The sequence below is a fragment of the Leucobacter sp. wl10 genome (assembly GCF_003569785.1).
In the GTDB taxonomy this organism is placed as follows: domain Bacteria; phylum Actinomycetota; class Actinomycetes; order Actinomycetales; family Microbacteriaceae; genus Leucobacter.
Genome location: NZ_KZ983990.1, coordinates 121,242 through 142,772, shown reverse-complemented (window position 1 = coordinate 142,772; position 21,531 = coordinate 121,242). Strand labels below are relative to the sequence as shown.

General features: G+C 69.9%; 20 protein-coding genes. 7 read left to right on the top strand and 13 right to left on the bottom strand.

Features of this window, described 5'->3' with window-relative positions; all coding sequences use genetic code 11:
- Window positions 1–8: 8 nt before the first annotated feature.
- Both nucS and D1J51_RS05670 read right to left on the bottom strand, forming a co-directional pair.
- Window positions 9–701: an endonuclease NucS gene (nucS, locus tag D1J51_RS05675; protein WP_119074213.1), complete on the bottom strand. Its 693-nt coding sequence runs from the start codon at window positions 699–701 to the stop codon at window positions 9–11.
- An 18-nt stretch (window positions 702–719) separates the two neighbouring features.
- A complete protein-coding gene (locus D1J51_RS05670; protein ID WP_240422960.1) occupies window positions 720–1,973 on the bottom strand; it encodes an MFS transporter in 1,254 nt (417 codons plus the stop codon).
- A gap of 195 nt (window positions 1,974–2,168) precedes the next feature.
- Here D1J51_RS05670 and D1J51_RS05665 point away from each other — a divergent pair, with 195 nt between their 5' ends.
- Window positions 2,169–2,948 (top strand): helix-turn-helix domain-containing protein, encoded by a 780-nt coding sequence (locus D1J51_RS05665; RefSeq protein ID WP_162903676.1) that lies wholly within the window; start codon window positions 2,169–2,171, stop codon window positions 2,946–2,948.
- 254 nt (window positions 2,949–3,202) lie between these two features.
- Here the strand turns inward: D1J51_RS05665 and D1J51_RS17860 are convergent, their stop codons facing one another.
- Both D1J51_RS17860 and D1J51_RS05660 read right to left on the bottom strand, forming a co-directional pair.
- Entirely contained in the window at window positions 3,203–3,631 is a 429-nt protein-coding gene (locus D1J51_RS17860) for a hypothetical protein (RefSeq protein WP_162903675.1), read from the bottom strand.
- 209 nt (window positions 3,632–3,840) lie between these two features.
- On the bottom strand, window positions 3,841–5,217 hold the full coding sequence (locus D1J51_RS05660) for an MATE family efflux transporter (RefSeq protein ID WP_119074210.1): 1,377 nt from the start codon (window positions 5,215–5,217) through the stop codon (window positions 3,841–3,843).
- 175 nt (window positions 5,218–5,392) lie between these two features.
- Between D1J51_RS05660 and D1J51_RS05655 the strand changes: the two genes are divergently transcribed.
- On the top strand, window positions 5,393–6,520 hold the full coding sequence (locus D1J51_RS05655) for a Fic family protein (protein WP_240422958.1): 1,128 nt from the start codon (window positions 5,393–5,395) through the stop codon (window positions 6,518–6,520).
- A gap of 54 nt (window positions 6,521–6,574) precedes the next feature.
- Window positions 6,575–8,569 carry a M13 family metallopeptidase gene (locus D1J51_RS05650; RefSeq protein ID WP_119074208.1) on the top strand — a complete coding sequence of 665 codons (1,995 nt, stop codon included), beginning with the start codon at window positions 6,575–6,577 and terminating at the stop codon, window positions 8,567–8,569.
- A gap of 37 nt (window positions 8,570–8,606) precedes the next feature.
- On the opposite strand, the gene D1J51_RS05645 is transcribed toward D1J51_RS05650, so the two are convergent.
- From D1J51_RS05645 to D1J51_RS05635, 3 genes are all read right to left on the bottom strand, one after another.
- The gene (locus tag D1J51_RS05645) at window positions 8,607–8,831 is read right to left on the bottom strand and encodes a hypothetical protein (RefSeq protein ID WP_119074207.1); all 225 of its coding nucleotides are present in this window, start codon (window positions 8,829–8,831) and stop codon (window positions 8,607–8,609) included.
- A gap of 2 nt (window positions 8,832–8,833) precedes the next feature.
- Complete coding sequence (locus D1J51_RS05640; protein WP_119074206.1) at window positions 8,834–9,226, bottom strand: ArsR/SmtB family transcription factor; 393 nt, start codon at window positions 9,224–9,226, stop codon at window positions 8,834–8,836.
- Between the two features lie 106 nt (window positions 9,227–9,332).
- A complete protein-coding gene (locus D1J51_RS05635; RefSeq protein ID WP_119074205.1) occupies window positions 9,333–10,259 on the bottom strand; it encodes an oxygen-dependent tRNA uridine(34) hydroxylase TrhO in 927 nt (308 codons plus the stop codon).
- 301 nt (window positions 10,260–10,560) lie between these two features.
- Between D1J51_RS05635 and D1J51_RS05630 the strand changes: the two genes are divergently transcribed.
- Window positions 10,561–11,970, top strand: a complete 1,410-nt coding sequence (locus D1J51_RS05630) for a pyridoxal phosphate-dependent decarboxylase family protein (protein ID WP_119074204.1) — start codon at window positions 10,561–10,563, stop codon at window positions 11,968–11,970.
- A 114-nt stretch (window positions 11,971–12,084) separates the two neighbouring features.
- Window positions 12,085–12,978: a MerR family transcriptional regulator gene (locus tag D1J51_RS05625; protein ID WP_119074203.1), complete on the top strand. Its 894-nt coding sequence runs from the start codon at window positions 12,085–12,087 to the stop codon at window positions 12,976–12,978.
- Here D1J51_RS05625 and D1J51_RS05620 read toward each other — a convergent pair.
- Window positions 12,954–14,405 (bottom strand): carboxylesterase/lipase family protein, encoded by a 1,452-nt coding sequence (locus D1J51_RS05620; protein WP_119074202.1) that lies wholly within the window; start codon window positions 14,403–14,405, stop codon window positions 12,954–12,956. The two genes, D1J51_RS05625 and D1J51_RS05620, sit on opposite strands and share 25 nt — an antisense overlap.
- A gap of 15 nt (window positions 14,406–14,420) precedes the next feature.
- Window positions 14,421–15,203, bottom strand: a complete 783-nt coding sequence (locus tag D1J51_RS05615; RefSeq protein ID WP_119074201.1) for a FadR/GntR family transcriptional regulator — start codon at window positions 15,201–15,203, stop codon at window positions 14,421–14,423.
- A 293-nt stretch (window positions 15,204–15,496) separates the two neighbouring features.
- On the opposite strand from D1J51_RS05615, the gene D1J51_RS05610 reads away from it, so the two are divergent.
- On the top strand, window positions 15,497–16,048 hold the full coding sequence (locus D1J51_RS05610) for a YbhB/YbcL family Raf kinase inhibitor-like protein (protein WP_119074308.1): 552 nt from the start codon (window positions 15,497–15,499) through the stop codon (window positions 16,046–16,048).
- 146 nt (window positions 16,049–16,194) lie between these two features.
- Here D1J51_RS05610 and D1J51_RS05605 read toward each other — a convergent pair whose 3' ends face one another.
- Window positions 16,195–17,208 (bottom strand): SIS domain-containing protein, encoded by a 1,014-nt coding sequence (locus D1J51_RS05605; protein ID WP_119074307.1) that lies wholly within the window; start codon window positions 17,206–17,208, stop codon window positions 16,195–16,197.
- A gap of 141 nt (window positions 17,209–17,349) precedes the next feature.
- On the opposite strand from D1J51_RS05605, the gene D1J51_RS05600 reads away from it, so the two are divergent.
- On the top strand, window positions 17,350–18,099 hold the full coding sequence (locus D1J51_RS05600) for a GntR family transcriptional regulator (RefSeq protein WP_119074200.1): 750 nt from the start codon (window positions 17,350–17,352) through the stop codon (window positions 18,097–18,099).
- A gap of 23 nt (window positions 18,100–18,122) precedes the next feature.
- Here the strand turns inward: D1J51_RS05600 and D1J51_RS05595 are convergent, their stop codons facing one another.
- From D1J51_RS05595 to D1J51_RS05585, 3 genes are all read right to left on the bottom strand, one after another.
- Window positions 18,123–19,220, bottom strand: a complete 1,098-nt coding sequence (locus D1J51_RS05595) for a LacI family DNA-binding transcriptional regulator (RefSeq protein WP_119074199.1) — start codon at window positions 19,218–19,220, stop codon at window positions 18,123–18,125.
- Between the two features lie 26 nt (window positions 19,221–19,246).
- A complete protein-coding gene (locus D1J51_RS05590; protein WP_119074198.1) occupies window positions 19,247–20,158 on the bottom strand; it encodes a PfkB family carbohydrate kinase in 912 nt (303 codons plus the stop codon).
- Between the two features lie 121 nt (window positions 20,159–20,279).
- On the bottom strand, window positions 20,280–21,281 hold the full coding sequence (locus tag D1J51_RS05585; RefSeq protein ID WP_119074197.1) for an SIS domain-containing protein: 1,002 nt from the start codon (window positions 21,279–21,281) through the stop codon (window positions 20,280–20,282).
- Between the last annotated feature and the right edge of the window lie 250 nt (window positions 21,282–21,531).

The window sequence follows — 21,531 nt, the reverse complement described above, 5'->3', positions numbered from 1 at the left end:
GGCGGCGCTCAGAACAGCGTGTTCCGATCCTCCATGCCGCGCATCGCGTCGTAGTCGAGCACGAGGCAGCGGATCCCGCGATCCTCGGCGAGCGTGCGCGCCTGCGGTTTGATCTCCTGCGCCGCGAAGACGCCGCGCACGGGGGCAAGCACGGGGTCGCGGTTCATGAGCTCGAGGTATCTCGTCAACTGCTCGACCCCGTCGACCCCGCCTCTTCGCTTGATCTCGATCGCCACGGAGGATCCCGAGGCGTCGCGCGCCAGGATGTCGACCGGGCCGATCGCCGTCATGTACTCGCGGCGCACGAGGGTGTGCCCGGCGCCGACGAGCTCGATCTGGTCGGCGAGCAGCTCCTGCAGGTGGGCCTCGACGCCGTCCTTGATGAGGCCGGGATCGACGCCCAGATCGTGCGAGGAGTCGTGGAAGATCTCGAACACCGACACGATCAGCCGGTCGGCGGTCTTCTTGTGCGTCACCTGCCAGGCCTCGACGATGCCCGCCTTCGCCTGCTCGTCGGAGAGCTCGACTGCGGCGAGCGTGCAGGGCGGGCTCATCCAGTTGAGCGGCTTGTACGAGCCGCCGTCGGAGTGCACGAGGATGCTGCCGTCGTTCTTCAGCATGAGCACCCGCCTGGCCCGCGGCAGATGCGCGGAGAGGCGGCCCGCATAGTCGACGGAGCAGTCAGCAACAACGATTCGCACTCGCGGTAGTTTACCCGCTCACCCTCGGGCTGCGCCGGTCCGCCCCGGCTCGCGCGCGGCGCCCGCCGCCAGCCCGCCGAGAAGGGCCGCGGCGGCGAGCAGCCAGAAGGCGGTCAGCAGCCCGATGCGCTCGCCGAGGAAGCCGAAGATCATCGGGCCGAGGAGCATCGCCGTGTAGGCGATGGCCGAGACCGCGGCGACATCGCGCACGGCGGTATCGGGGTTGTCGGCGGCCGCCGAGATGCCGACGGGAAATCCGAGGGCGCAGCCCACGCCCCAGCAGATCGTGCCGAGCACGATGGCCCAGGGATACGGCGCGAGGATCACCGTGACGACGCCCGCCGCGCAGATCAGCGCCCCGCCGCGCAGCACCGCGACGCGTCCGAAGCGGTGCAGGATCGGGGAGCCGACGACGCGGGTGACGGTCATGGAGACGAAGAAGGCACCGAGGATCAGGGCGCCGAGCTCGTTGGAGAGGCCGCGCCCGTCGACGAGCGCGAGCGGCAGCCAGTCGGCGGCGGTGCCCTCGGCGAGCGACATGCTCATGGCGACGAACCCGACGAGCAGGATGCGCGGATCGGTCCAGGGGCTGCGGCGGCGGGAGGGCGCCCCGCTCGGCTGCGGCGGCTGGACCGCGATCGGACCGGTCTTCGTCGCAGGGGTGGCTGCGACGGCCGCAGTGAGGGGCTCAGCGATGCGATCGTCGTGCGGGATCCAGCGCAGCACCGCCAGCGAGATGCCGATGATGAGCAGGAACACCGCCGCGAGGTGCAGCGGAACGGGGATCCGCAGCGCCTCGGCGGCGGCGCCGAGGCCCATGGCGCTCACGCTGCCCAGGCTGAAGCCGGCGTGCAGCAGGGGGAGCCTCGCACGCCCGAGCGCGCGCTCGGCCGAGGCGCCGCTGACGTTCATGGCGACATCCGAGCTGCTGAAGGCGAAGCCGTAGCCGAAGAGCAGGGCGAGGCCGAGCGGCAGCTGCTCGATCCATAGAATCAGCGCGGCGGACGGCATGAAGGCGGCCTGGGCCGTGATCCCGAGCAGCAGGGTGCGGCGCGGGCCGAGCCGCGAGATGATCCGCCCGGCGAGCATGAGGCCGACGACCGATCCGACCGCGAGGCAGAAGCCGTAGACGCTCATCTGCAGCGTCGTGGCGCCGAGGTGGTCGCGAACCGCGGGCAGCCGCGAGAGCCAGCTGCCGAAACCGAAGCCGAGCATGGCGAAGACGACGACGAGCGCGGTCACCCAGCGGGTGATGGCGCGGCGATTCTGCATGCGTTCCAGGCTAGTGGGCAAGGGGGGGCGACAGGGGCGCCGGCGCGGCCCTTGGGTGCCCGAGCACGACCCAGTGGGTAGCGCAGATTGGCCGGTTCTTCGCTCACAATAAGGGTGCGCCGACCGGTTGCGCACAGATTTGCAAGAAGTGCATGAGTTGGGATTATCCCAATGGATTTCACATGCCATGGAGCTATGACTTCTTCGGTTGGTGATCGGGTGAAAGGGCTCATCCGAGCTGCGCAACCGCAACTGACTCAAGCGGCGGTGGCAGCGCAGGTTGAGATGACCCCGGATACGCTCTCGCGCGCGTTGAATGGCTCACGCGGATTCGCGGCGTCCGAGCTCGCGCGGGTATCTGAGGTCTTCGGCATCTCGATGTACTGGCTCGCAACGGGGAAGGAAGATCCGAGGCGCTCGTTGCTCGCGGCTCGTCATGAGTACGATCACGAGACGGGTCTGCATAAGCGAGTCGATCTCGAGAAGAGCGCTGAAGCGCGCGAGGCGATTGAACTCGTCTATCAGCAAGGGTTCCCAGAGCCCGCAGAGCTCGTCCCCTTGCGAGTCCGCACGCCGGAAGAAATGCGTGCCGCTCTCGGTTCGGGCTTCGTCATCGACTTCGCCGATCGTATCGAGCGGGAACTCGAGATCGATGTTCTGCGCTTCGAGGGCTTGCATACCGCGCTGAGCCTTATCGTTGCCGGACGCCGTTGCATCGCCTTGCAGCCCAGCCCCAACTGGTTCTATCAGAACTGGTCGCTTGCGCACGAACTCGGGCATCTCATACTCGGAGATCAGACGGATCCTGAACAGGTGGCGGCGAGTACTGAGTCGGCGGCCAATCGGTTCGCGGCCGAGCTGCTGCTTCCCGAGACAGAGATGAGATCTATCGAGTGGCAGACGCTTCAAGCGGAGGGACTTGCTGAGCTGCTGTGGGAGTGGGGGTCTCCACGAAGGCCATCGGGTTCCGATTGAGCGGTCTGCGACTTGAATCCTCGGCCGTAGTGTCGAGCCTCCTCGAGCAGACGACGCAGGCAGTGATTCAACGCCATTACCGCCCAAAAGTCAAGAGCCTATTCTCTGATGAGATGGGGGACCGCATGCAGGCGGCGTCGACGCGAAGATTCCCGGGCCAACTTCTGGAGGCCCATTCGCAAGGTGTGGATTCGGGCCGTCTGCATGCGGGATCACTGGCTTGGATGCTCGGTGTGGCTGAGGATGAGATCGAATCACGGCGCGGAGCGAGGACGGCTGGCATTGAGCCGGATGAGCTGGCGCAACTTCTCGGCCACTCGCTCTGAGACATCGAGGCCGAGGCGTTCTTCTTCGCCGACAGCACCGTGTCGGTGCACTTTGCTGCAATCCGGCGGGTGGATATCCTCGCTCGGACCCTCTCCGGCAAGGGGCATTGGTGCGGCTCCGTGGCAGACGAGTGCTCGCGTCTCGCAGCGCGGCGAGGCGCCCCCGAACTCGCGCGATACGAAGAAGTGCTCGGCCCGCCCGTCTTTCCAGAGGGCGCGGAGCACGTCGACATCCAGGTGATGCGGAGCAACTTCGCAGCTCCGGGCGAGCACCCGCGTCAGCACCTGGGAGAAGCCGAGACCATCGTCATCATGCGCAGTCGATTCGCGTCGTGCGTATTGATCACCGATGATCATCGAGCTCAAGAGGTAGCGCGCTACGAGCGGATCGGAACCGTCACTACCTGGGATCTGCTACGGCTGGCCGTGCGTATCGGGATCATCGACTGCGGTGGAGCCCGGGGATACGTCACTGCCCTCGACGGGCACAGACGCGCAGGTCGTTACCCTCATCTGAGAGCGTGGAGCAGCTTCGAAGCCTGGTGCGGAACAGGATGAAGACTCGGTCACTCTCCCAGTCGCACCCAGCGTTCGCCTCGCGCGCGGAGCCCGAGCGTGGCCGCCCGGGCTCCCATGTACACGATGGCGTAGCCAGCGGTGAGCGCGAGCAGCCCGACGGTCCCGGTCGGTAGAAGGGTGAGCGCCCACACCACCGGGAGGTAGACGACCAGGTTAGCGAGGCCGGCCCAGGCGAGATAGCGGACATCGCCCGCCCCCATGAGCACGCCGTCGAGCACGAACACGTAGCCGGCGAGCGGCATCGTGAGCCCCAGCACCGCGAGCGCCCAGGGCAGGATCGCGAGCACTCCCTCGTCGTTCGTGAATATGCGGCCGATCAGCGGGCTGCACACCACCAGCAGAGCGCCGGCAGCCGCGCCGAGCGCGAGACCCCAGAAGATCACCCGGCGCACCACGGCTCGGGCATGCTCGGCGTCGGAGGCGCCGAGGGCCGCACCCACGAGCGCCTGCGCCGCGATGGCCAGTGCGTCGAGGGCGAACGCGGCCGTGGACAGGATCGTGAACACCACCTGGAACCCCGCCGTCGCGACCGTGCCGTGGCTCGCCGCCGCAGCGACCGTCGCGAGGATCGCCGCGCGCAGGCCCAGGGTGCGGACGAACATCCACCATCCGCTGCGCCCCGTCAGTGCGAGTCCGTCGCGGCGGGGCATGAGACCGGCGCCGCTCCTGCGCACGTGCCGCACGACGACGACCGTGTAGGTCGCCACCATCGCCCACTGCGCGATCACGGTTCCGGTCGCCGAGCCGGCGATTCCGAACCCCAGCCCGTAGATGAACCACCAGTTCAGCAGTGCGTTGAGGGTGAAGCCGATCCCGGCGACGAGCAGCGGAGTGCGCGTGTCCTGCAGCCCGCGCAGCAGGCCGGTCGTGGCGAAGACGATGAGCATCGCCGGGATGCCGGCGGAGGAGATCGACAGGTAGACGCGCGCCTGCTCGGCCGCGGCAGGCTCGGCCTCGAAGGCGCCGACGAGGGCGGGGGTCGCGGCCCACACGCCGATCCCGATCAGCGCGCCGATCCCGATCGCGATCCACAGTCCGTCGACGCCCGCCTGCACCGCCCCCTGCAGCCGGCCGGCGCCCATCCGGCGCGCCACCAGGGGAGTGGTCGAGTAGGCCAGGAACACCATGAGGCCGACGGCGGTCTGCAGGATCGCGCTCGCGATCGCGAGGCCGGCGAGCGACGTGGCGCCGAGGTGGCCCACCATCGCCGAGTCGACGATGAGGAAGAGCGGCTCGGCGATGAGCGCGCCGAGCGCCGGGAGCGCGAGGCGGGCGATGCTCCGATCGATGCGTCTGCTGTTCTCCCGTCGGGCGGGGCTGTCGTGTTCTTCAGATCGTCCGGGATTGGGAGCGGGCAGGGACATGTTCACTAGCCTAGCGAGTACGAACTTAGTGATCATGTTACTAAACTTATAGATAAAGAATATTATGGCTATCTATATGGTCGTATTTAAGTGATTTAATAACATTATGGATTTGAGAATGTTCGGGAGTGACTCTCCTGGTGTGCTCGTGCCCATTCACGGCACGGATCCTCGCTTGGGTGAGTGGACGCATCGTGCTTTCCTGCCTGATCCACTGGGAGACGAGGCGCCGGAGCTGAGTCCGAAGACTTATATGGCGGTCGCGAACGCACGAGCCGCGCTCGCCGCGCTCGACGCGACTGCGAAGCAGCTGCCCAACCCGACTCTTTTCCGCCTTCCCGCGCTGCGACGGGAGGCGCAGAGCACCTCCGCGCTGGAAGGCGCATACGCCCCGCTCGCAGCGGTATACGCCGCGGATGAAGACGATCCGAGCACGTCGGACCTCGTCGAGATCCTCAACTATGTGGCGATGGCGAACCTGGGTTTTGGCAGGATCGAACTCGGGCAGTCGTTTTCCGTCTCATTGCTCAGCGAACTGCAGGGCGCACTCATGCGGGGGTTGCCATTGGAGAACGCGTCGGGTCACGTGCGCGAACAACAGGTTGTGATCGGCCGGCGTGAGAACGCCAACCCACTGGGTTTCCCCGTCGAGGGGGCACGATTCGTACCTTCGCCGGGTGGCTTCGAGCTGGAGACGAGGCTGAGGGACCTCGTGGACTGGATGCGGGTCGCCCGGAGCGAACGCATCGATCCGATCGTCGCCGCTGCCATGGCACACTACCAGTTCGAGGCGCTGCACCCGTTCACAGACGGCAACGGGCGAATCGGGCGCTACCTGATCGTGCTGCATCTGCACGCGCTGGGAGTGCTTGATGAGCCCACGCTCACCGTGTCCCCGTGGTTTGAGGAGCGTCGAGCCGCATACTACGACGCCTTGCTCGGGGTGAGCGCGCGCGGGCACTGGGACGTCTTTATCTGGCTCTTCGCGCACGGCATCCGTGCCGCAGCCGAGTCGACCCGCTCGCAGATGCTGGCGCTTGCCGAGGTGCACGCAGAGCTTAAGGAGCACGTGCGCGCCTCTTCGCTCCGGGCGGACAGTGCTCAAGCGCTGATCGACTTCGCCGTCGCGAACCCCTCTTTCACCGTGCGGAGAGTCGAATCCGCTCTCGGACTCTCCTACGGGCGGTCGAACAAGCTCGTCGGTCAGCTGGTCGAACTCGGAATCCTCAGGATGCTCGATGCGGACGCACACCAGCGCAGGTTCTACGCGCCGCTCGTCATGCGCGTGCTGACCGCCGGTTGACACAGGCCCGCATCCGCAGGCCGCACACCGTCGCCCGCCGCTAGGCTGGTGCGCATGACCGACGCAGCCCCCGTCTCGACCGCATCCGGCATCGACCTCGCCGAGCTCGACCCCGCGATCCGCCCCCAGGACGACCTCTTCAGACACGTCAACGGCAGGTGGATCGAACGCACCGCGATCCCCGCCGACAAGGCGCGCTACGGGTCGTTCGCGGTGCTCGCCGAGAACGCGGAGGAGGCCGTGCGCGACATCATCACCGGTACCGAGGCTCCTGCGGCCGGGACGATCGAGGGTGCGGGCGAGGCCGAAGCCGACAAGGTGGCCGCGCTGTACGCGAGCTTCATGGACGTGGGGCGGGTCGACCGGCTGGGAGCGGCGCCCATCGCCGACGACATCGAGCGCGCGCTCGCCGTCGACTCGATCGAGGGGCTCACGCGGCTCGTCGCCGAGCTCGAGCGGCAGGGGCTCGGCGGCTTCTACGGCATGTTCGTCGACAACGACCCGGGCGACCCGAGCCGCTACATCGTGTTCGTGATGCAGGGCGGCATCGGCCTGCCCGACGAGTCGTACTACCGCGAGGAGCAGTTCGAGACGATCCGGGATCAGTACCGGGCGCACATCGCGCGCATGCTCGGGCTGGTAGGCGTCGCGGATCCGGAGCGCCTCGCCGGCCTCGCCTACGAGCTCGAGCGGCGCATCGCCGACTCCCACTGGGACAAGGTGGCGAGCCGCGACATCCAGAAGCTGTACAACCTGCGCACGTTCGAGGGGCTGCGCGAGATCACGCCGCAGCTCGACTGGCCCGCCTACCTCGCCGCGATGGGCGCGCCCGAGGCGGCCTTCTCCGAGGTCGTCGCCGCGCAGCCCGAGGCGCTCGCGGGGCTTGCGGAGCTGCTCGTCGAGGAGGAGCTGGAGGCCTGGCGGGCGTGGCTGGTGTGGTCGATCGTGCGGGGATCGGCGGCGCTGCTCTCGCAGAAGATCTCGCGGGCCAACTTCGACTTCTACGGCACCGCGCTCACGGGTGCGCCCGAGCAGCGCGACCGCTGGCGCCGCGGCGTCTCCTTCGTGGAGGGCGCGATGGGCGAGGCCGTGGGCCGGCTCTACGTGGAGCGCCACTTCGACGAGAACTCGAAGGCGGCCATGGACGAGCTGGTGGGCCACCTCATCGAGGCCTACCGCGAGTCGATCGAGCGGCTCGAGTGGATGGGCTCCGAGACCCGCGACCGCGCGCTCGAGAAGCTCGACCGCTTCACCCCCAAGATCGGCTACCCCGTCAAGTGGCGCGACTACTCGGCGCTCGCCGTCGACTCGAGCGACCTCGTCGGCAACTCGCGCCGCGTGTCCGACTTCGAGTTCCATCGCGAGCTGGGCAAGGTCGGCAGGCCCATCGACCGCGACGAGTGGTTCATGACCCCGCAGACGGTCAACGCCTACTACAACCCAGGCTTCAACGAGATCGTGTTCCCGGCCGCGATCCTGCAGCCGCCGTTCTTCCACGCGTCGTGGGATGCGGCCGCGAACTTCGGCGCGATCGGCGCGGTGATCGGCCACGAGATCGGTCACGGCTTCGACGACCAGGGATCCCGCTACGATGGCGACGGCCGGCTGACCGACTGGTGGACCGAGGAGGACCGCGCGGCCTTCGAGGAGCTGACGGGCGCGCTCATCGGCCAGTACAACGCGCTCTCGCCCGAGGGCGCCGACGGCCGGACCGTCAACGGCGAGCTGACGATCGGCGAGAACATCGGCGACCTCGCCGGGCTCGAGATCGCGTGGAAGGCCTACCTGCGCTCGCTCGGCGGCGAGGATCCTCCCGTCATCGACGGACTCGGGGGTGCCGAGCGCTTCTTCCTCGCCTGGGCGCAGGCCTGGCAGCAGAAGTCGCGACCCGAGGAGACGGTGCGGCTGCTCACCATCGACCCGCACTCGCCCAACGAGTTCCGCTGCAACCAGATCGTGCGCAACCTCGCGCCCTTCCACGAGGCCTACGGCACGCAGCCGGGCGACGGCCTCTGGCTCGATCCGGCGGAGCGCGTCCGCATCTGGTAGCCGCTCGGCAGCCGGCTTCGGCCGCACGCGCTGTCTCTTACTGCCCCGTGTAGAAGCCGTACGTGGCATCGGCGGCTCGGGCTGCGGTCTCGGGGTCGGCTCCTGCTGCGATGTGCGCGGCGCTCGTGGCCGCGTCCCACACGTCGTCGATGGCGGCGGGGTACCGCTGCACGAGGGTCTGCACGTGAGCGGGCTCGCCCTCCACGTCCTCGGTGCGCAGCGCGCGGGTGACGGCTGCGATCTGCTGGGAGGTGTCGACCATGATCACTCCTTGCTCTTCGGTGGTTCGGGATCCGCGATCGGCCTCGGATCCGAGGTCTGTTCGGCGGCCGGGCGCCGCTGCCGCTTGCCGCGGGCGAGTTCGGTGCCGAGCGCCGCGAGCGGGCCGCGCCAGAAGCGCTCGAACGGGGTGAGCCACTCGCTCGCCTGCTGCGGTCCGCGGGGATCGACGGCGTAGAGGCGCCGGGTGCCTTCGGGGCGCACGGTCACGAAGCCGTTCTCGCGCAGCACGCGCAGGTGCTGCGACACCGCCGGCTGGCTGATGCCGAACTGCTGCGAGATGGCATCGGCGATCGCGCCGGCGGGCTCCTCGCCGTCGATGACGAGCTCGAGAATGCGCCGGCGCACCGGGTCTCCGAGGACATCGAGTGCGTGCATGATCCTATTTTTCATTCTCAACTTATATAAGTCAAACGTTATGTTCTATTTCTGGGGCGCTTTGAGCGAGGCGGAGCACCTCGCGGATGAGTGCCGAGGCGTGATCTCAGTGCTCGGCGCAGCGCGGGTCCGGGTGCTCCGCGCAGGCCACGAAGCGCTCGCGGCACGACGGCTCAGCGCAGTCGCCCAGCCGGTTCGAGGCCGCACCGCACACCGCGCAGCGGCCCAGCACGGCCGCCCCGGGGCCGAAGTCCACCCTCTCGCGCCCGTCGAACACCGCGAGCGATCCCTCCCACAGCCCCTCGTTGCCGAAGGCCTCCCCGTAGCGCACGATACCGCCGTCGATCTGGTACACCTCGGCGAAGCCGCGATCCCGCATCGCCGCCGACAGGATCTCGCAGCGCACACCGCCGGTGCAGTAGGTGACGACGGGCCGCTGCTTGAGGTCGTCGAACGCGCCGCTCTCGATCTGCGCGATGAAGTCGTGCGTGGTGCGGGCCTCGGGCACGACCGCGCCCCTGAAACGCCCGATCTCGGCCTCCCACGCGTTGCGCCCGTCGAAGAACACGACTTCCTCGCCCCGCGCGGCCACCAGCTCGTTCACGGCTTCGGGCGAGAGGTGCTCGCCGCCGCCCACCACGCCGTCGGCGTCGACCCGCAGCTCGTCGGGGATCCCGAACGCCACCAGCTCGTCGCGAGCCTTCACGCTGAGCTTCGGAAAATCGGAGATGCGCAGCCACCGGGCCGCGCGGTCGACGCCGTGCAGCGGCTCGGGGCGCGGATCGTCGAAGCCCGTGCCGTCGCTCCACTTCGCCTCGAGCCGCGCGAACGGCCCGTACTCGCGTGTGCGCCGCAGGTAGCGCTTGCAGGCGTCGAGCTCGCCGCCGACAGTGCCGTTGATGCCGTGCCTCGAGACGATGATGCGCCCGCGCAGCCCCAGCGACTCGCAGAGCTCGCGCTGCCACAGCCGCACGGCCTCGGGGTCGGCGACCGGCGCGAAGACGTAGTACAGCAGGATCTTGGGCTCGGTCACCCGACCATGCTAGTCGCGGGGGAGCGGGTGAGGTCCGGCGAGGAGTGGGGCCGATCCCGCGCCGCCGATCCCGCGCGGCCCCGGGGCCGACGCCGCCGAAACAACACGGTTCTCCCGAGAGGCCAGGATATTCACGGGATTACCGTGGCCTCTCGGGAGAACCGTGCGTCTTCGGTGTGCGAAAACGCGGCGGCCGTCGCCCCCGCGCTCCCGCCCCGCATCCGACTTGCGCGCCTCGACTCCGACCGCGCACACTGGCATCACCGGCACACCAGGATCCCGACCCGACAGAGAGGCCCCGATGACCGACGAGGCAGCCCAGCCCGCCCAGCCCGCGCACGCCCGCATGCACTCCGTTTCGCCGGAGACCCAGGACATCGTCGACCTCGTGCTCGACTACTCGCGCCGCCGCATCCTCGCGACCGACACGCCGCTCGACCATGCGGCCTCGCCGAGCGAGCTGCGACGTCTCGCGGGCACGACCATCGGCGAGGAGGGGCTGGGCAGCCGGCGTGCGCTCGCGGTCTTCGAGCACGTGCTCGCACCGGCGTGCATCACGACCGACCACCCGCAGTACCTCTCGTTCATTCCCAGTGCGCCGTCGAAGGCCGCGATCGCGTTCGACCTCGTCGTCTCGGCGAGCGCCCTGTACGGCGGGTCGTGGATGGAGGGCGCGGGCGCCGTGCACGCCGAGAACGAGGTGCTGGCGTGGCTGGCCGCGGAGTTCGGGCTGCCCGAGGGGGCGGGCGGCGTGTTCGTGCAGGGCGGTACGATCGGCAATCTGTCGGCGCTGGTCGCGGCTCGGGACGACGCACGTTCGCGCCGGGAGGCGGCGGGTCTCGCCTCGCGCCCCGAGGGCGGCTGGGTCGTCGTGTGCAGCGCCGAGGCGCACTCCTCGGTCGCGTCGGCGGCGCGGGTGATGGACGTCGACGTGATCCCGGTGACGGCGGACGAGGGCGGGGTGCTGCGGCCGGACGGCGTGCGTGCGGCGCTCGAGGAGCACGGCGAGCGGGTGTTCGCGGTGGTGGCGACGGGCGGATCGACCAACTTCGGCGTCGTCGATGACATCGCGGGTATCGCCGAGCTGAAGCGTGACTTCGAGTTCTGGCTGCACGTCGACGGCGCGTACGGCCTCACCGCGATGCTCTCGCCGCTCGGCCGCCCGCACTTCGGCGGCGTGGAGGGCGCCGACTCCGTGATCGTGGACCCGCACAAGTGGCTCTTCGCGCCCTACGACGTGTGCGCGCTCATCTACCGCGATCCCGATACCGGCCGTCAGGCCCACACGCAGCACGCGGAGTACCTCGACGTGCTCACTGACCAGGCGCACTACGATCCGTCCGACTACTCGATCCAGCTCACCCGCCGCCCGCGGGGTCTGCCGCTGTGGTTCTCGCTCGCCACCTACGGCGCGGCGGCCTACCGCGAGGCGGTGACGCACTCGCTCGCGCTCGCCCGGCAGATCGCCGATGAGATCAGGCGGCGCCCGGGCCTGCGTCTCGTGCGCGAGCCGCAGCTGTCGGTCGTGGTGTTCGAGCGCGACGGCTGGGAGCGGGAGGACTACGACCGGTGGTCGGATCGCCTGCTCGAGGAGCAGCGCGCCTTCGTCGTGCCGAGCTCGCACGCCGGGCGCCCCAACACCCGCTTCGCGATCGTCAATCCGCTCACCACCTTCGAGCAGCTCGTCGCGATCCTCGATTCCATGGGGTGAGGCCCCTCCGAGCGCCGGGCGGATCTTGGTCCACAACTCGGGCTTGACCTTGACGCAACGTCAACTCGTAACGTGGAAGCGTCCGCTGGAGAGCCGCGTGAGAGGGGAGAGGTCGTGGAGCGTTCGATTCAGGAGGTCGCGCACGCGGCGGGGGTGACCTCGCGCACGCTGCGACACTACGACAGCGTCGGCCTCGTGCCGCCGAGCCGCGTGGGCCGCAACGGCTACCGCTATTACGACGACCGCTCGCTCGTGCGGTTGCAGCGCGTACTGCTGCTGCGCGAGCTGGGCCTCGGGCTCGACGCGATCGGCCAGGTGCTCGAGGCGCAGGATGCCCGGGTCTCGGGCGCGTCGGTGGAGCCCGCGGAGGCCGAGGCGAGGATCCTGCGGGCGCACCTGGAGCTGCTGCACCGAGAGCGCGGCCGGATCGAGGCCCAGATCGGCTCGGTCGAGCGCACGATCGCCGCTCTCCTCCGCGGAAGCGCGAACGACGGTGGACACCGGGAATCGGAGGGAGAGGATCTCATGTCAGAGAGCATGTTCGAGGGGTTCGATCATACGCAGTACCGCGAGGAGGTCGAGCAGCGCTGGGGCGCCGACGCGTATGCGACGAGCGACCGCTGGCGGCGCAGTATGAGCGATGAGGAGCGGGCCGAGTGGCAGGCTCGCGTGGCTCGGGTGTCGGCCGACTGGGCCGCGGCGGCGGAGCGGGGCGAGGATCCCGCCTCTCTCGAGGCGCAGGATCTCGCGCGGCGCCACGTCGAGTGGCTGCGGGGGATCCCCGGAACTCCGGCTTGGGAGGGAGCGCACCGCGTTTCCGAGTCGGAGTCCGTGCGGCCGCTGCCGAGCCCGGCGAGCGAGCCGAGCGGCGACCTCGCGGGCTATGTGCTCGGTCTCGCCGACATGTACGTCGCCGACGAGCGCTTCGGAGCGAACTACGGAGGCGTCGAGGGCGCTGCCTTCGTGCGCGACGCGCTGCGCGTCTACGTCGAGCGCGGGCGCGCGTAACCGGCCGGTGCGCGCCGGCGCAGCTCGGAGCGGGCGACCGACGCGTAGGCGTTCGGCTCGTCGCGAACCGGGCGGTCGAAGACGCGGCTCGGGCCGCGCCCGCCGTCGTCCGGCGCCCACCCGGGTTCGCCCGTCTTCGCGAGCGCGACGAGCGCCCCGTGCACCGCGTCCGCAAGCTCCTGCGGCGGCGACGCCCCCGCGACGCGCTCCACGCCGGGGGCGTCGAGGCGGTCGAACACGAAGGGTACGTCGATGCAGTGCCCGGCGCGGGGCGGATCGTCGGGGCGCCAGGCGAAGCGGTAGCTCCAGGTGGGGCCCGCCTGCGGGGAGTCGGAGCGCGCGGCTGCGATCCGCGGCACCCAGCCGCGGAAGACGGCGTCGGTCGTGTAGCGGCCGAGCCGTCTGCGCCTGGGGAAGAGCCCCATCAGCTCGTCGTCGGCGGTGCCGAGCACGAGCGGCAGGCCCGCGCTCGGTCCGTTCGCCGCCGACGCGACGGCGCCGCCCGGCACGATCTCGCCGTCGGCGACGGGGCCGATCATCAGCCCGTCGCGGATCAGGCCGTGCAGCTCGCGCAGCAGGCGCGGAGCCGCGGGCGCGGTCACCCTCGGCTGCAGCTCGAGGATCCGGGCCTCGGGCACGGCGGAGAACCCCGCCAGGTTCGGCGCGACCCCGGCGAGGCGGGCCAGCCGTCGCCCGCGGGCCCTGGCCTCCTCGACCGAGGGATCCGCGACCGCGGCCGACATCGCGTAAGCGCCATGGAACAGTCCAGCCGCGCCCGGCGCCCCCAGCAGGGTGAGCACCGCGCTGCCGCCGGCGGACTGGCCCGCGATCGTGACCCGCCCGGGGTCGCCACCGAACGCGCCGATGTGATCCCTCACCCACCGCAGCGCGCAGATCCAGTCGAGCACGCCCCGGTTCGGCGTCGCCCCCTCGATCCAGCCGAAGCCCGTGAAGCCGAGCCGGTAGGAGAGCGTCACCAGCACCGTTCCGTCGCGCGCGAATGCGCCGCCGTCGTACCAGGGACTCGTGGGCGACCCGGAGATGAAGCCGCCGCCGTGGATCCAGACCACCACCGGCAGCGCGGCCGCGGGGTCGGGATCGGGGGTCCAGATGTTGACGCTCAGCGTGTCGTCGCCCGGGATCGAGGGCTCGGGGATGAGCGTGATCCCGGCGTCGCCGCGCTGCGGGGTCGGCCCGAAGGCGGTGGCGTCGAGGGAACCCTCCCAGGGGCTCCGCGGCTGCGGCGGGGCGAAGCGAAGCGGCCCCACCGGCGGCTCGGCGTAGGGGATGCCGCGGAACGCCGCGACGCGAGCGACGGTTTCGCCGGAGAGGCCGCCCGGATAGGCCCAGGCGCCGCGCACGGCGCCGGCCGAGGTGCGGACGACCGGCGCGGCGTCCTCGATCGCCTCCGCCGCGGTCCTGCTCATCGGCTGCCCGGCGCGCTAGATATGCGCCTGCGCCTCGGCGGCCGTGTGCGCGTCGATGCGCTGCTGCTGTTCCGGGGTGCGGGCGAGCGGAGGGACGACCTCGTGCTGGTCGTTGACGATGACCACGTCGTGGTCGACGTGCTCCACCATGGCGTGCACGGCGTCGATGAAGTCGCGACGGCGGATCGCGTCGACCACGCGGGCGTGATCCCGCTCCATGTCGGCGGCGGTGGCCACGTTGGCGAGCCGCCCGCGGTGCTTGGGCGAGCGCAGCTGATCGTTGATGCCCGCGTACAGCGAGGCGAGCAGGCGGTTCTTGGCGGAGTCGAAGATGAGGCGGTGGAACTTGCTGTCGAACGCGTTGTCGTCGGCGCCGTTCGCGAGTCCCAGCACGGGGCAGCGGGTGCAGCCGATCTCCTCGATGGCCGCGCGCTCGAGGGCCGCGAGATCGTCATCGGTGCGGTGCGTCGAGGCCTGCTGCGCCGCCTCGATCTCGAGCGCGCGCCGATAGCTGAGAATCTCCTCGAGCGTGAAATCGGCGAGGAACTCGTTGAGCAGCGTGCTCGTGGGCGCCGCAGAGCGCACGAAGGTGCCGCGGCCCGGCAGCGTCTCGAGCATGCCGATGCTGGCGAGCGAGCGCACGGCTTCGCGCACGGTGGAGCGGCCGACGCCGGTCTGCTCGGCGAGCTCCGGCTCGATCGGGATCCTGCTGCCCACGGGCCACTCGCCGGTGGTGATCTTGCGGCGCAGGTAGGCGAGCGTCGCGCGAGCGCGCTCGGATCCTGTCGTCATTGCCATGGTCACTCCGCTTCGGTGGAGGCGTCGTCGTCTGCTGCTTTCGAGTATACCGGCCGGGAACGCGGCGATCCTTGAAGCGCGGCGCCCTTCGAGTGCGGTGCAGGCGGCCTGAGCGGACGCTTTTGGTGCGAGTGCGCCGCTTGCGAACCGCTCGTGGGGCCTTCGCTCCCGGCGTGCACGGGACGGAGCGGGGCGGGGACGCCCCCTGGAGACCAGGAGGAGCGCGGCCTATGCTGGTGGCAGAGTTCGGGGCCGCGCTCGGCCCCGAGACCGAGAGATATCGAGGGAGAGCGATGACGCAGCCGAGCCGTGGCCAGATCAACCCGTACGCGGGAATGCGCGAGGTGCCGGGCTTCTCGCTGACCAGCACCGACATCGAAGACGGCGAACCGCTGCCGGCCGAGCTGTACGCGGAGCACGCGGGCGGCTCGAACCGCTCGCCGCAGCTCAGCTGGTCGGGCTTCCCCGACGGAACCAAGAGTTTCGCGGTGACCTGCTTCGACCCCGACGCCCCGACGGGATCCGGATTCTGGCACTGGGCCGTCGCGAACCTCCCGGCCGCGGTGACGGATCTGCCGGCGGGTGCGGGATCCCTCGGAAGTTCGCTGCTGCCCGAGGGGGCGATCACCATGCCCAACGAGCAGCGCGAGCCGGCCTTCACGGGGGCGGCCCCGCCCGAGGGCACGGGCGTGCACCACTACTGGTTCGCCGTGCACGCACTCGACGTGGAGCGCATCGACATCGATCCCGGGGCGACGCCCGCCGTGATGGGCTTCATGATGCGCAACGCGGTGCTCGCGCGGGCGATCATCGTCGCGACCGGGGAATACGGCCAGGCGGCGTAGGGCGCGAGCACTCTCCGTCCGCGATCGCGCGGGCGTACTGCTCGAGGATCCAGGCCGGGATCGGCTCGGTCGGCTGCGGAAAGCCGCCGAGGCGCGGACGGGAAATAGTGTGGCGGATCGGGGGCCCGCGGCGTGCGGCCGAGGGCCTAGTAGTCGCCCTTCTTGTAGTAGCGGCGGATCGTGAGATCGTGGCCGCGCGCCCGCTCGAGGTGCGTGCTGAGCCGCTCGAGGACCGCCGCGAGCACGACTGGCGAGACGAGGGCGCGCACGCGGGGGGACAGGCCGGCGAGCTCGAACTCCGCGGCGTCGAGCACGCGCAGCCTGCTCGTCACGGTGCGCGCGAAGCGCTCCACGCGCTCGGTGAGCGGCCGCTGCTCGTCCTCGCCCTTGAGCAGGAGAACGCTCGTGTCCTCCTCGAGCAGCTCGAGCGTGCCGTGGAAGAAATCCGAGGCGTGCACGGGTCGCGTCCAGATCCACTGCATCTCCTCGAGGATGCACATGCCGTAGTAGGCGGCCTCGTACCACGAGCCGCCCGCCGAGGTGATGATGTGGTGCTGCTCGTCCCTGATCTCGTCGGCCAGCGCCTCGGCGCGCGGCTCGAACTGCTGCTTCGCGGCGACCAGCAGTTCGGGCAGGGTCTGCAGCTGCCCCACCACCTCGCCGTAGTCGTCGATCTCGCCGCGCGCGTCCATGATGGCGAGGGCCAGGAGCAGCGACTGCAGGGCGAAGTTCTCGCTCGAGGTCGGATCTGCGCAGTCGTTCGCGAAGCTGACGTCGGCGAGCCGCGCGATGGGCGTATCGGGCTTCGCGGTGAGGCTGAGGATCGTCGCGCCGCGCTCCCTCGCGAACTCGATGGCGGCGATGGCCTCCTTGGTGGTGCCGGAGACCGAGGGGAAGACGGCGATCGATCCGGGGCCGAGATGCGCGCTGCCGGTGTTCACGATCTCGGCGCCCATCTCGACGTGCGCCGGAAAGGTCGAGCGCGTCTGCAGCAGGCGGGCCGCCGGGAGCATGAGCAGGTTCACGCCGCCCGCCCCGGTGAAGAAGACGTTCGGGGCGCCGTCTCTGAGCAGTCGCCCGACCGTCTCGCGGATGGGGGCGGCGAGGGCGACCGCGCCCCTCTGCACGGCGAGGTAGTGGGCGGGGTCGAAGTTCAGCATCATTGCTCCTGTCCGTCTTCTCAACTACTTGTCGGACAACTCTAGCATTTGTCGGATCAACCTCGCCAGGTCGTGCGAAGATGCTATGGTCGCCGGTATGGTCGCGGATTCCGCTCGGGATCCGCCGAGGATGGGAGAGCGATGCGGTCGGCTGCGAGGGGATCGGCGGATCGGGCGCCCATCAGCGCCGTGGATCGCGCCTACGGCCGGGTGCTGCAGCTCGTCGAGCAGCTCGGACTCCGGCCGGGCGACCGCCTGCACACGGAGGCCGAGTTGTCAGACCTCTTCGGCGTCTCGCGCTCCACGGTGCGCGAGGCTCTGCGCCGTCTGGAGCAGGAGGGCGTCGTCGTCGCCGTGCAGGGCCAGGGGCGCTTCATCTCGGCGTCGGCATCGCTGAGTCTCGAACGCCCCATGACGAAGTACGAGAGCATCACCGAGATGCTGGCGGCGCGCGGCTACGCCGTGACGAGCGCGGTGCTCGACGTCTCCGAGGGCGACGCGGCCGAACCGGAGGCCGAAGCGCTGGAGCTCGCGCCCGGGGACCCGGTGATCCGGCTGCTGCGGATCCGGTTCGGTGACGATCAGCCGCTCGTCGTCAGCGAGAACACGATCCCGCGCGAGTTGCTGCCCGGTCCCATCGAGTACCGGGACTGGAGCGGGTCCCTGACCGCGGCGCTCGCGGCCCACGGACAGCACGTGCGCTCGTCGCTCGCCACCATATCCGCTGCGGAGCTGCCGCAGGGGTGGCGCGAACGGCACGGTCTCGAGGGTCTCGGTCCCTGGTTGCTCGTGACCGAGGTCGGCCTGACGAAGGAGGGACGCCGTGTGCTCTACGCGCGCGACTACCACCGGGGGGACGAGATCTCGTTCAGCGTGCTCCGTCAGCGGTAGCGCGGGGGCGGCGGTCGGCCGGTTCATCGCGGCGGCGCGACGGACTCGCGCTCGATGAGCCTCGCCTGCAGCTCCATCTGCGTGTGCTGACCCTCGCCGTCGCCGTCGCCGTCGCCGTCGATGCGGGCGAGCAGCAGCTCGGCGGCGCACCGGCCGAGCTCGAGCATCGGCTGCTCGACCATCGTGAGCGGCGGATCCATCACGGCGGCCCAGGAGCTGTCGTCGAAGCCGATGACCGAGACCCGCGAGGGGATCGGGAGGCCGGCGTCGCGGAGCGCGTGGAGCGTGCCGGTGAGCGCGTCGGTCTCGGTGCAGAAGAACGCCGTGGGCGGGTCGTCGAGGGCGAGCATGCGCGCGACTTCGTCGTACGCGTGCTCCTCGGTCTTCGGGCCGACGGTGACCAGGTCGGGGTCGACCGGAAGGGCCGAGTCGTCGAGGGCGTCGAGATAGCCCATGAGGCGCTCGCCGTCGGTCCAGAGGTTGCGCGCGGCGGCGTCGACGAGCTCTCGCCTGAAACGGGGGCGCTCGGCGATGGGCGGGCCCCACACGAACCCGACGCGCGTGTGCCCCGCGGTGATCAGCCGGGTGGTGGCGGTGCGAGCGGCGGAGCGGTTCTCGATGACGACGGCATCGAGCTCGACGCCGTGGATGAGGCGGTCGAGCAGCACGAGCGGGATGTCTTGGTCTCGGGCGAGCTGCAGGTGGGCGGTGGAGGCGGGATCGCACGCCGCGGAGGAGAGGATGATGCCGTCGACCCGCTTGTCGACGAGCACGTTCACGGCCGCCACCTCCTCGTCGAGATGCTCGTACGTGCTGATGACGAGCGCATCGAAGCCCCGGGCGCTCGCGACCTCGGAGACGCCCCGCACCACCCCGCCGAAGAAGGGATTGGAGATGTCGGCGACGACCACGCCGATCGTGTGGCTCACGCCCGTGGAGACGCTGCGCGCCAGCTGGTTCGCCCTATAGCCGAGCTGTTCCGCGGCGGTGAGGACCCGTTCGCGCATCTCCGCGCTCACGTATCCGTAACCCCCGAGCGTTCTCGCGGCGGTCGCGCGGCCGACACCGGCGGCGGCGGCGACCTCGGAGATCGTGGGGGAGGATGATCGAGCTCTGCCCAATGTCCCTCCTCTGTGGAGTCTCCAGTCTAGAGCGTGGGCTCCGGAGTGCGTGGCTCCGACGCCGCGGGCTCGGCGGGCGTCGCCCGGCCCCGCCCGAAGGCGGCCTCGACGAAGCACTGGTCGCGCGATGCCGAGGCCCCGGCGCGCAGCGCGTCTCGCAGCTCCTCGGCGCTCGGGGAGCGGTCGCGGGACCAGCCGATGCCGAGCAGGTGCACGATGAACCCGGTCACGAAGGCGTCGCCGCAGCCCATGGTGTCGACGATGCTCGTCGGATTCTCGATGAGCAGAGCGGGCTCCGAGACCCGGTGCGCGCCGTCCGCCACGACGGCGCCGTCGGTGCCGCGGGTCGCGAGGGCGAGTGCGGCCCCGTGCGAGATGAGGGAGTCGAGGATCGCGTGCGTCTCGGCCTCGCTCTGCTCCGAGCAGGAGATCAGCGCGAGGTCGATGTGGGGGGCGACCCGTGCGAAGTAGCCCTCCGTGCGATGCTCGGGCTCCGAGGAGAAGTCGAAGCCGACGAGCGTCTGGAGTCCCGCGAGGCGGGAGAGCTCGGGCAAGATGCCGGAGTACACGCTCGTGTGGACGAGGTCGAAACCGGCGACGTAGTCGAGCCGGCCGTCGTCGAGGTCGATGGGCTCGCGCACGGTGACGCCGCCGCCGTTCCATCCGAGGAAGGTGCGGTCTCCGTCGACGACGTGCAGCGAGGTGACCCCGGATTCGCCCTCGCGCACGATCGAGCGGCCGAGGTCCACGCCCTCCGCCGCGACGGCCCGGCGCAGGAAGTCTCCGGCCTCGTCGTCGCCGAACACCCCGAGGTAGCCGGACTCGGCTCCCAGGCGGTGCGCGTGTACGGCGACGTTGACGGCGTTGCCGCCGGGGTAATCGGTGCCGCGGTCGAGAAAGCGGTCGACGATGTTGTCGCCGAGGCCGAGAATTCTCACGAGGGGCTCCTCTCCGTTGTGGGCCGATGCGGACCCGCCGCGGCCGGGCGCGGGCGGGGGATGCGGTGCCGGATCGGCGCATCCGGCTCGGCGGACCCCGCTCGGCACCGCATCCTCGAGATCAGTAGTCCATCACGCGGTAGTAGCGACGCAGGTCGAGCGAGTGGTCCCGCACGCGCTCGAGGTGCTTGCTGACGCGGCCCATCACGGCGTCGAGCACGATCGGGGCGATGAGCGCGCGGTTCTCGGGGCTGAAGCCCTCGAGCTCGTAGTCGCGGGTGTCGAACACCGCGACGTTCTTCGAGATTCGCCTCGCGAAGGCCTCGGCCCGGTCGGTCAGCGGGCGGGTCTCGTCCTCGCCCTGGAAGACGATGACCGAGGTGTCCTCCTCGAGCAGCTCGAGCGATCCGTGGAAGAACTCCGCCGAGTTGACGCGCGTGGTGCGCAGCCACTGCATCTCCTCGAGGATGCACATCGAGTACAGGTAGGTGAACGCCCAGAGGGGGCCGCCGCCGATGAGGAAGTGGTAATCGGTGTCCTTGTTCGCCTCGGCGAAGGCGACGGCCTTGTCCTCGGCGGCCTTGGCGGCCTCGATGATCGCGTCGGGCAGGCCGGCGAGTTCGTCGGCCAGCGATTCATAGCCCGGGAACTCGCCGCGCTTGTGCATGATTGCGCCGACGAGCAGCAGCAGCTGCGGATCGAAGGGCCAGGCCTTCGGCGCGGAGGTCAGCGTGTGGTCGACCTCCTGCGCGATGGGCGACTCGGGCACTCCGGTGAAGGAGACCGTCGTCGCGCCCTGCGACTTGACGTAGTCGATGGCCGCCAGCACGTCCTCGGTGGTGCCCGACACGGACAGGAAGACGGCGAGGGTGCTCTCGCCGAGCCAGGCGTCGCCCGACTGGATGAGCTCGCGGGAGTTCGCCGCGCGGATCGGGAGCTTCGAGAAGCGGCGGGCGAGGTACTCGTACGGCCACATCTGGGCGTAGGTGCCGCCCGAGCCGACGAGCAGCACGCTGTCGATCCGCTGAGCGAGGAGGCGGTCGACCAGCTCCTCGATCTGCGGGCGCAGAGCGACCGCGCTGGTGAGCTGTTCGCGAACCTGGGCTTCGTTGAAACCGAGCATCGTTGATCCTTTCGTGCCGAGACCCTGCCCGATCTGGTACCGGTATCAGGTGCGATCCATCGTGGCATAGGCGCATGAGAACGTCAACATCGCGGGCGGCCGAGGGGATCCTTCGGCAAAACTTGCCATGAATTTGAGAACAAATCGGCATTCTTCCGAGAACGCCACTTGCGAAGTGCGCCCGCTTGGGCGACAATTCAATGCAAGTTGGTGGTACCGGTATCAGGATCTGATACCTCGAAGCATCGGC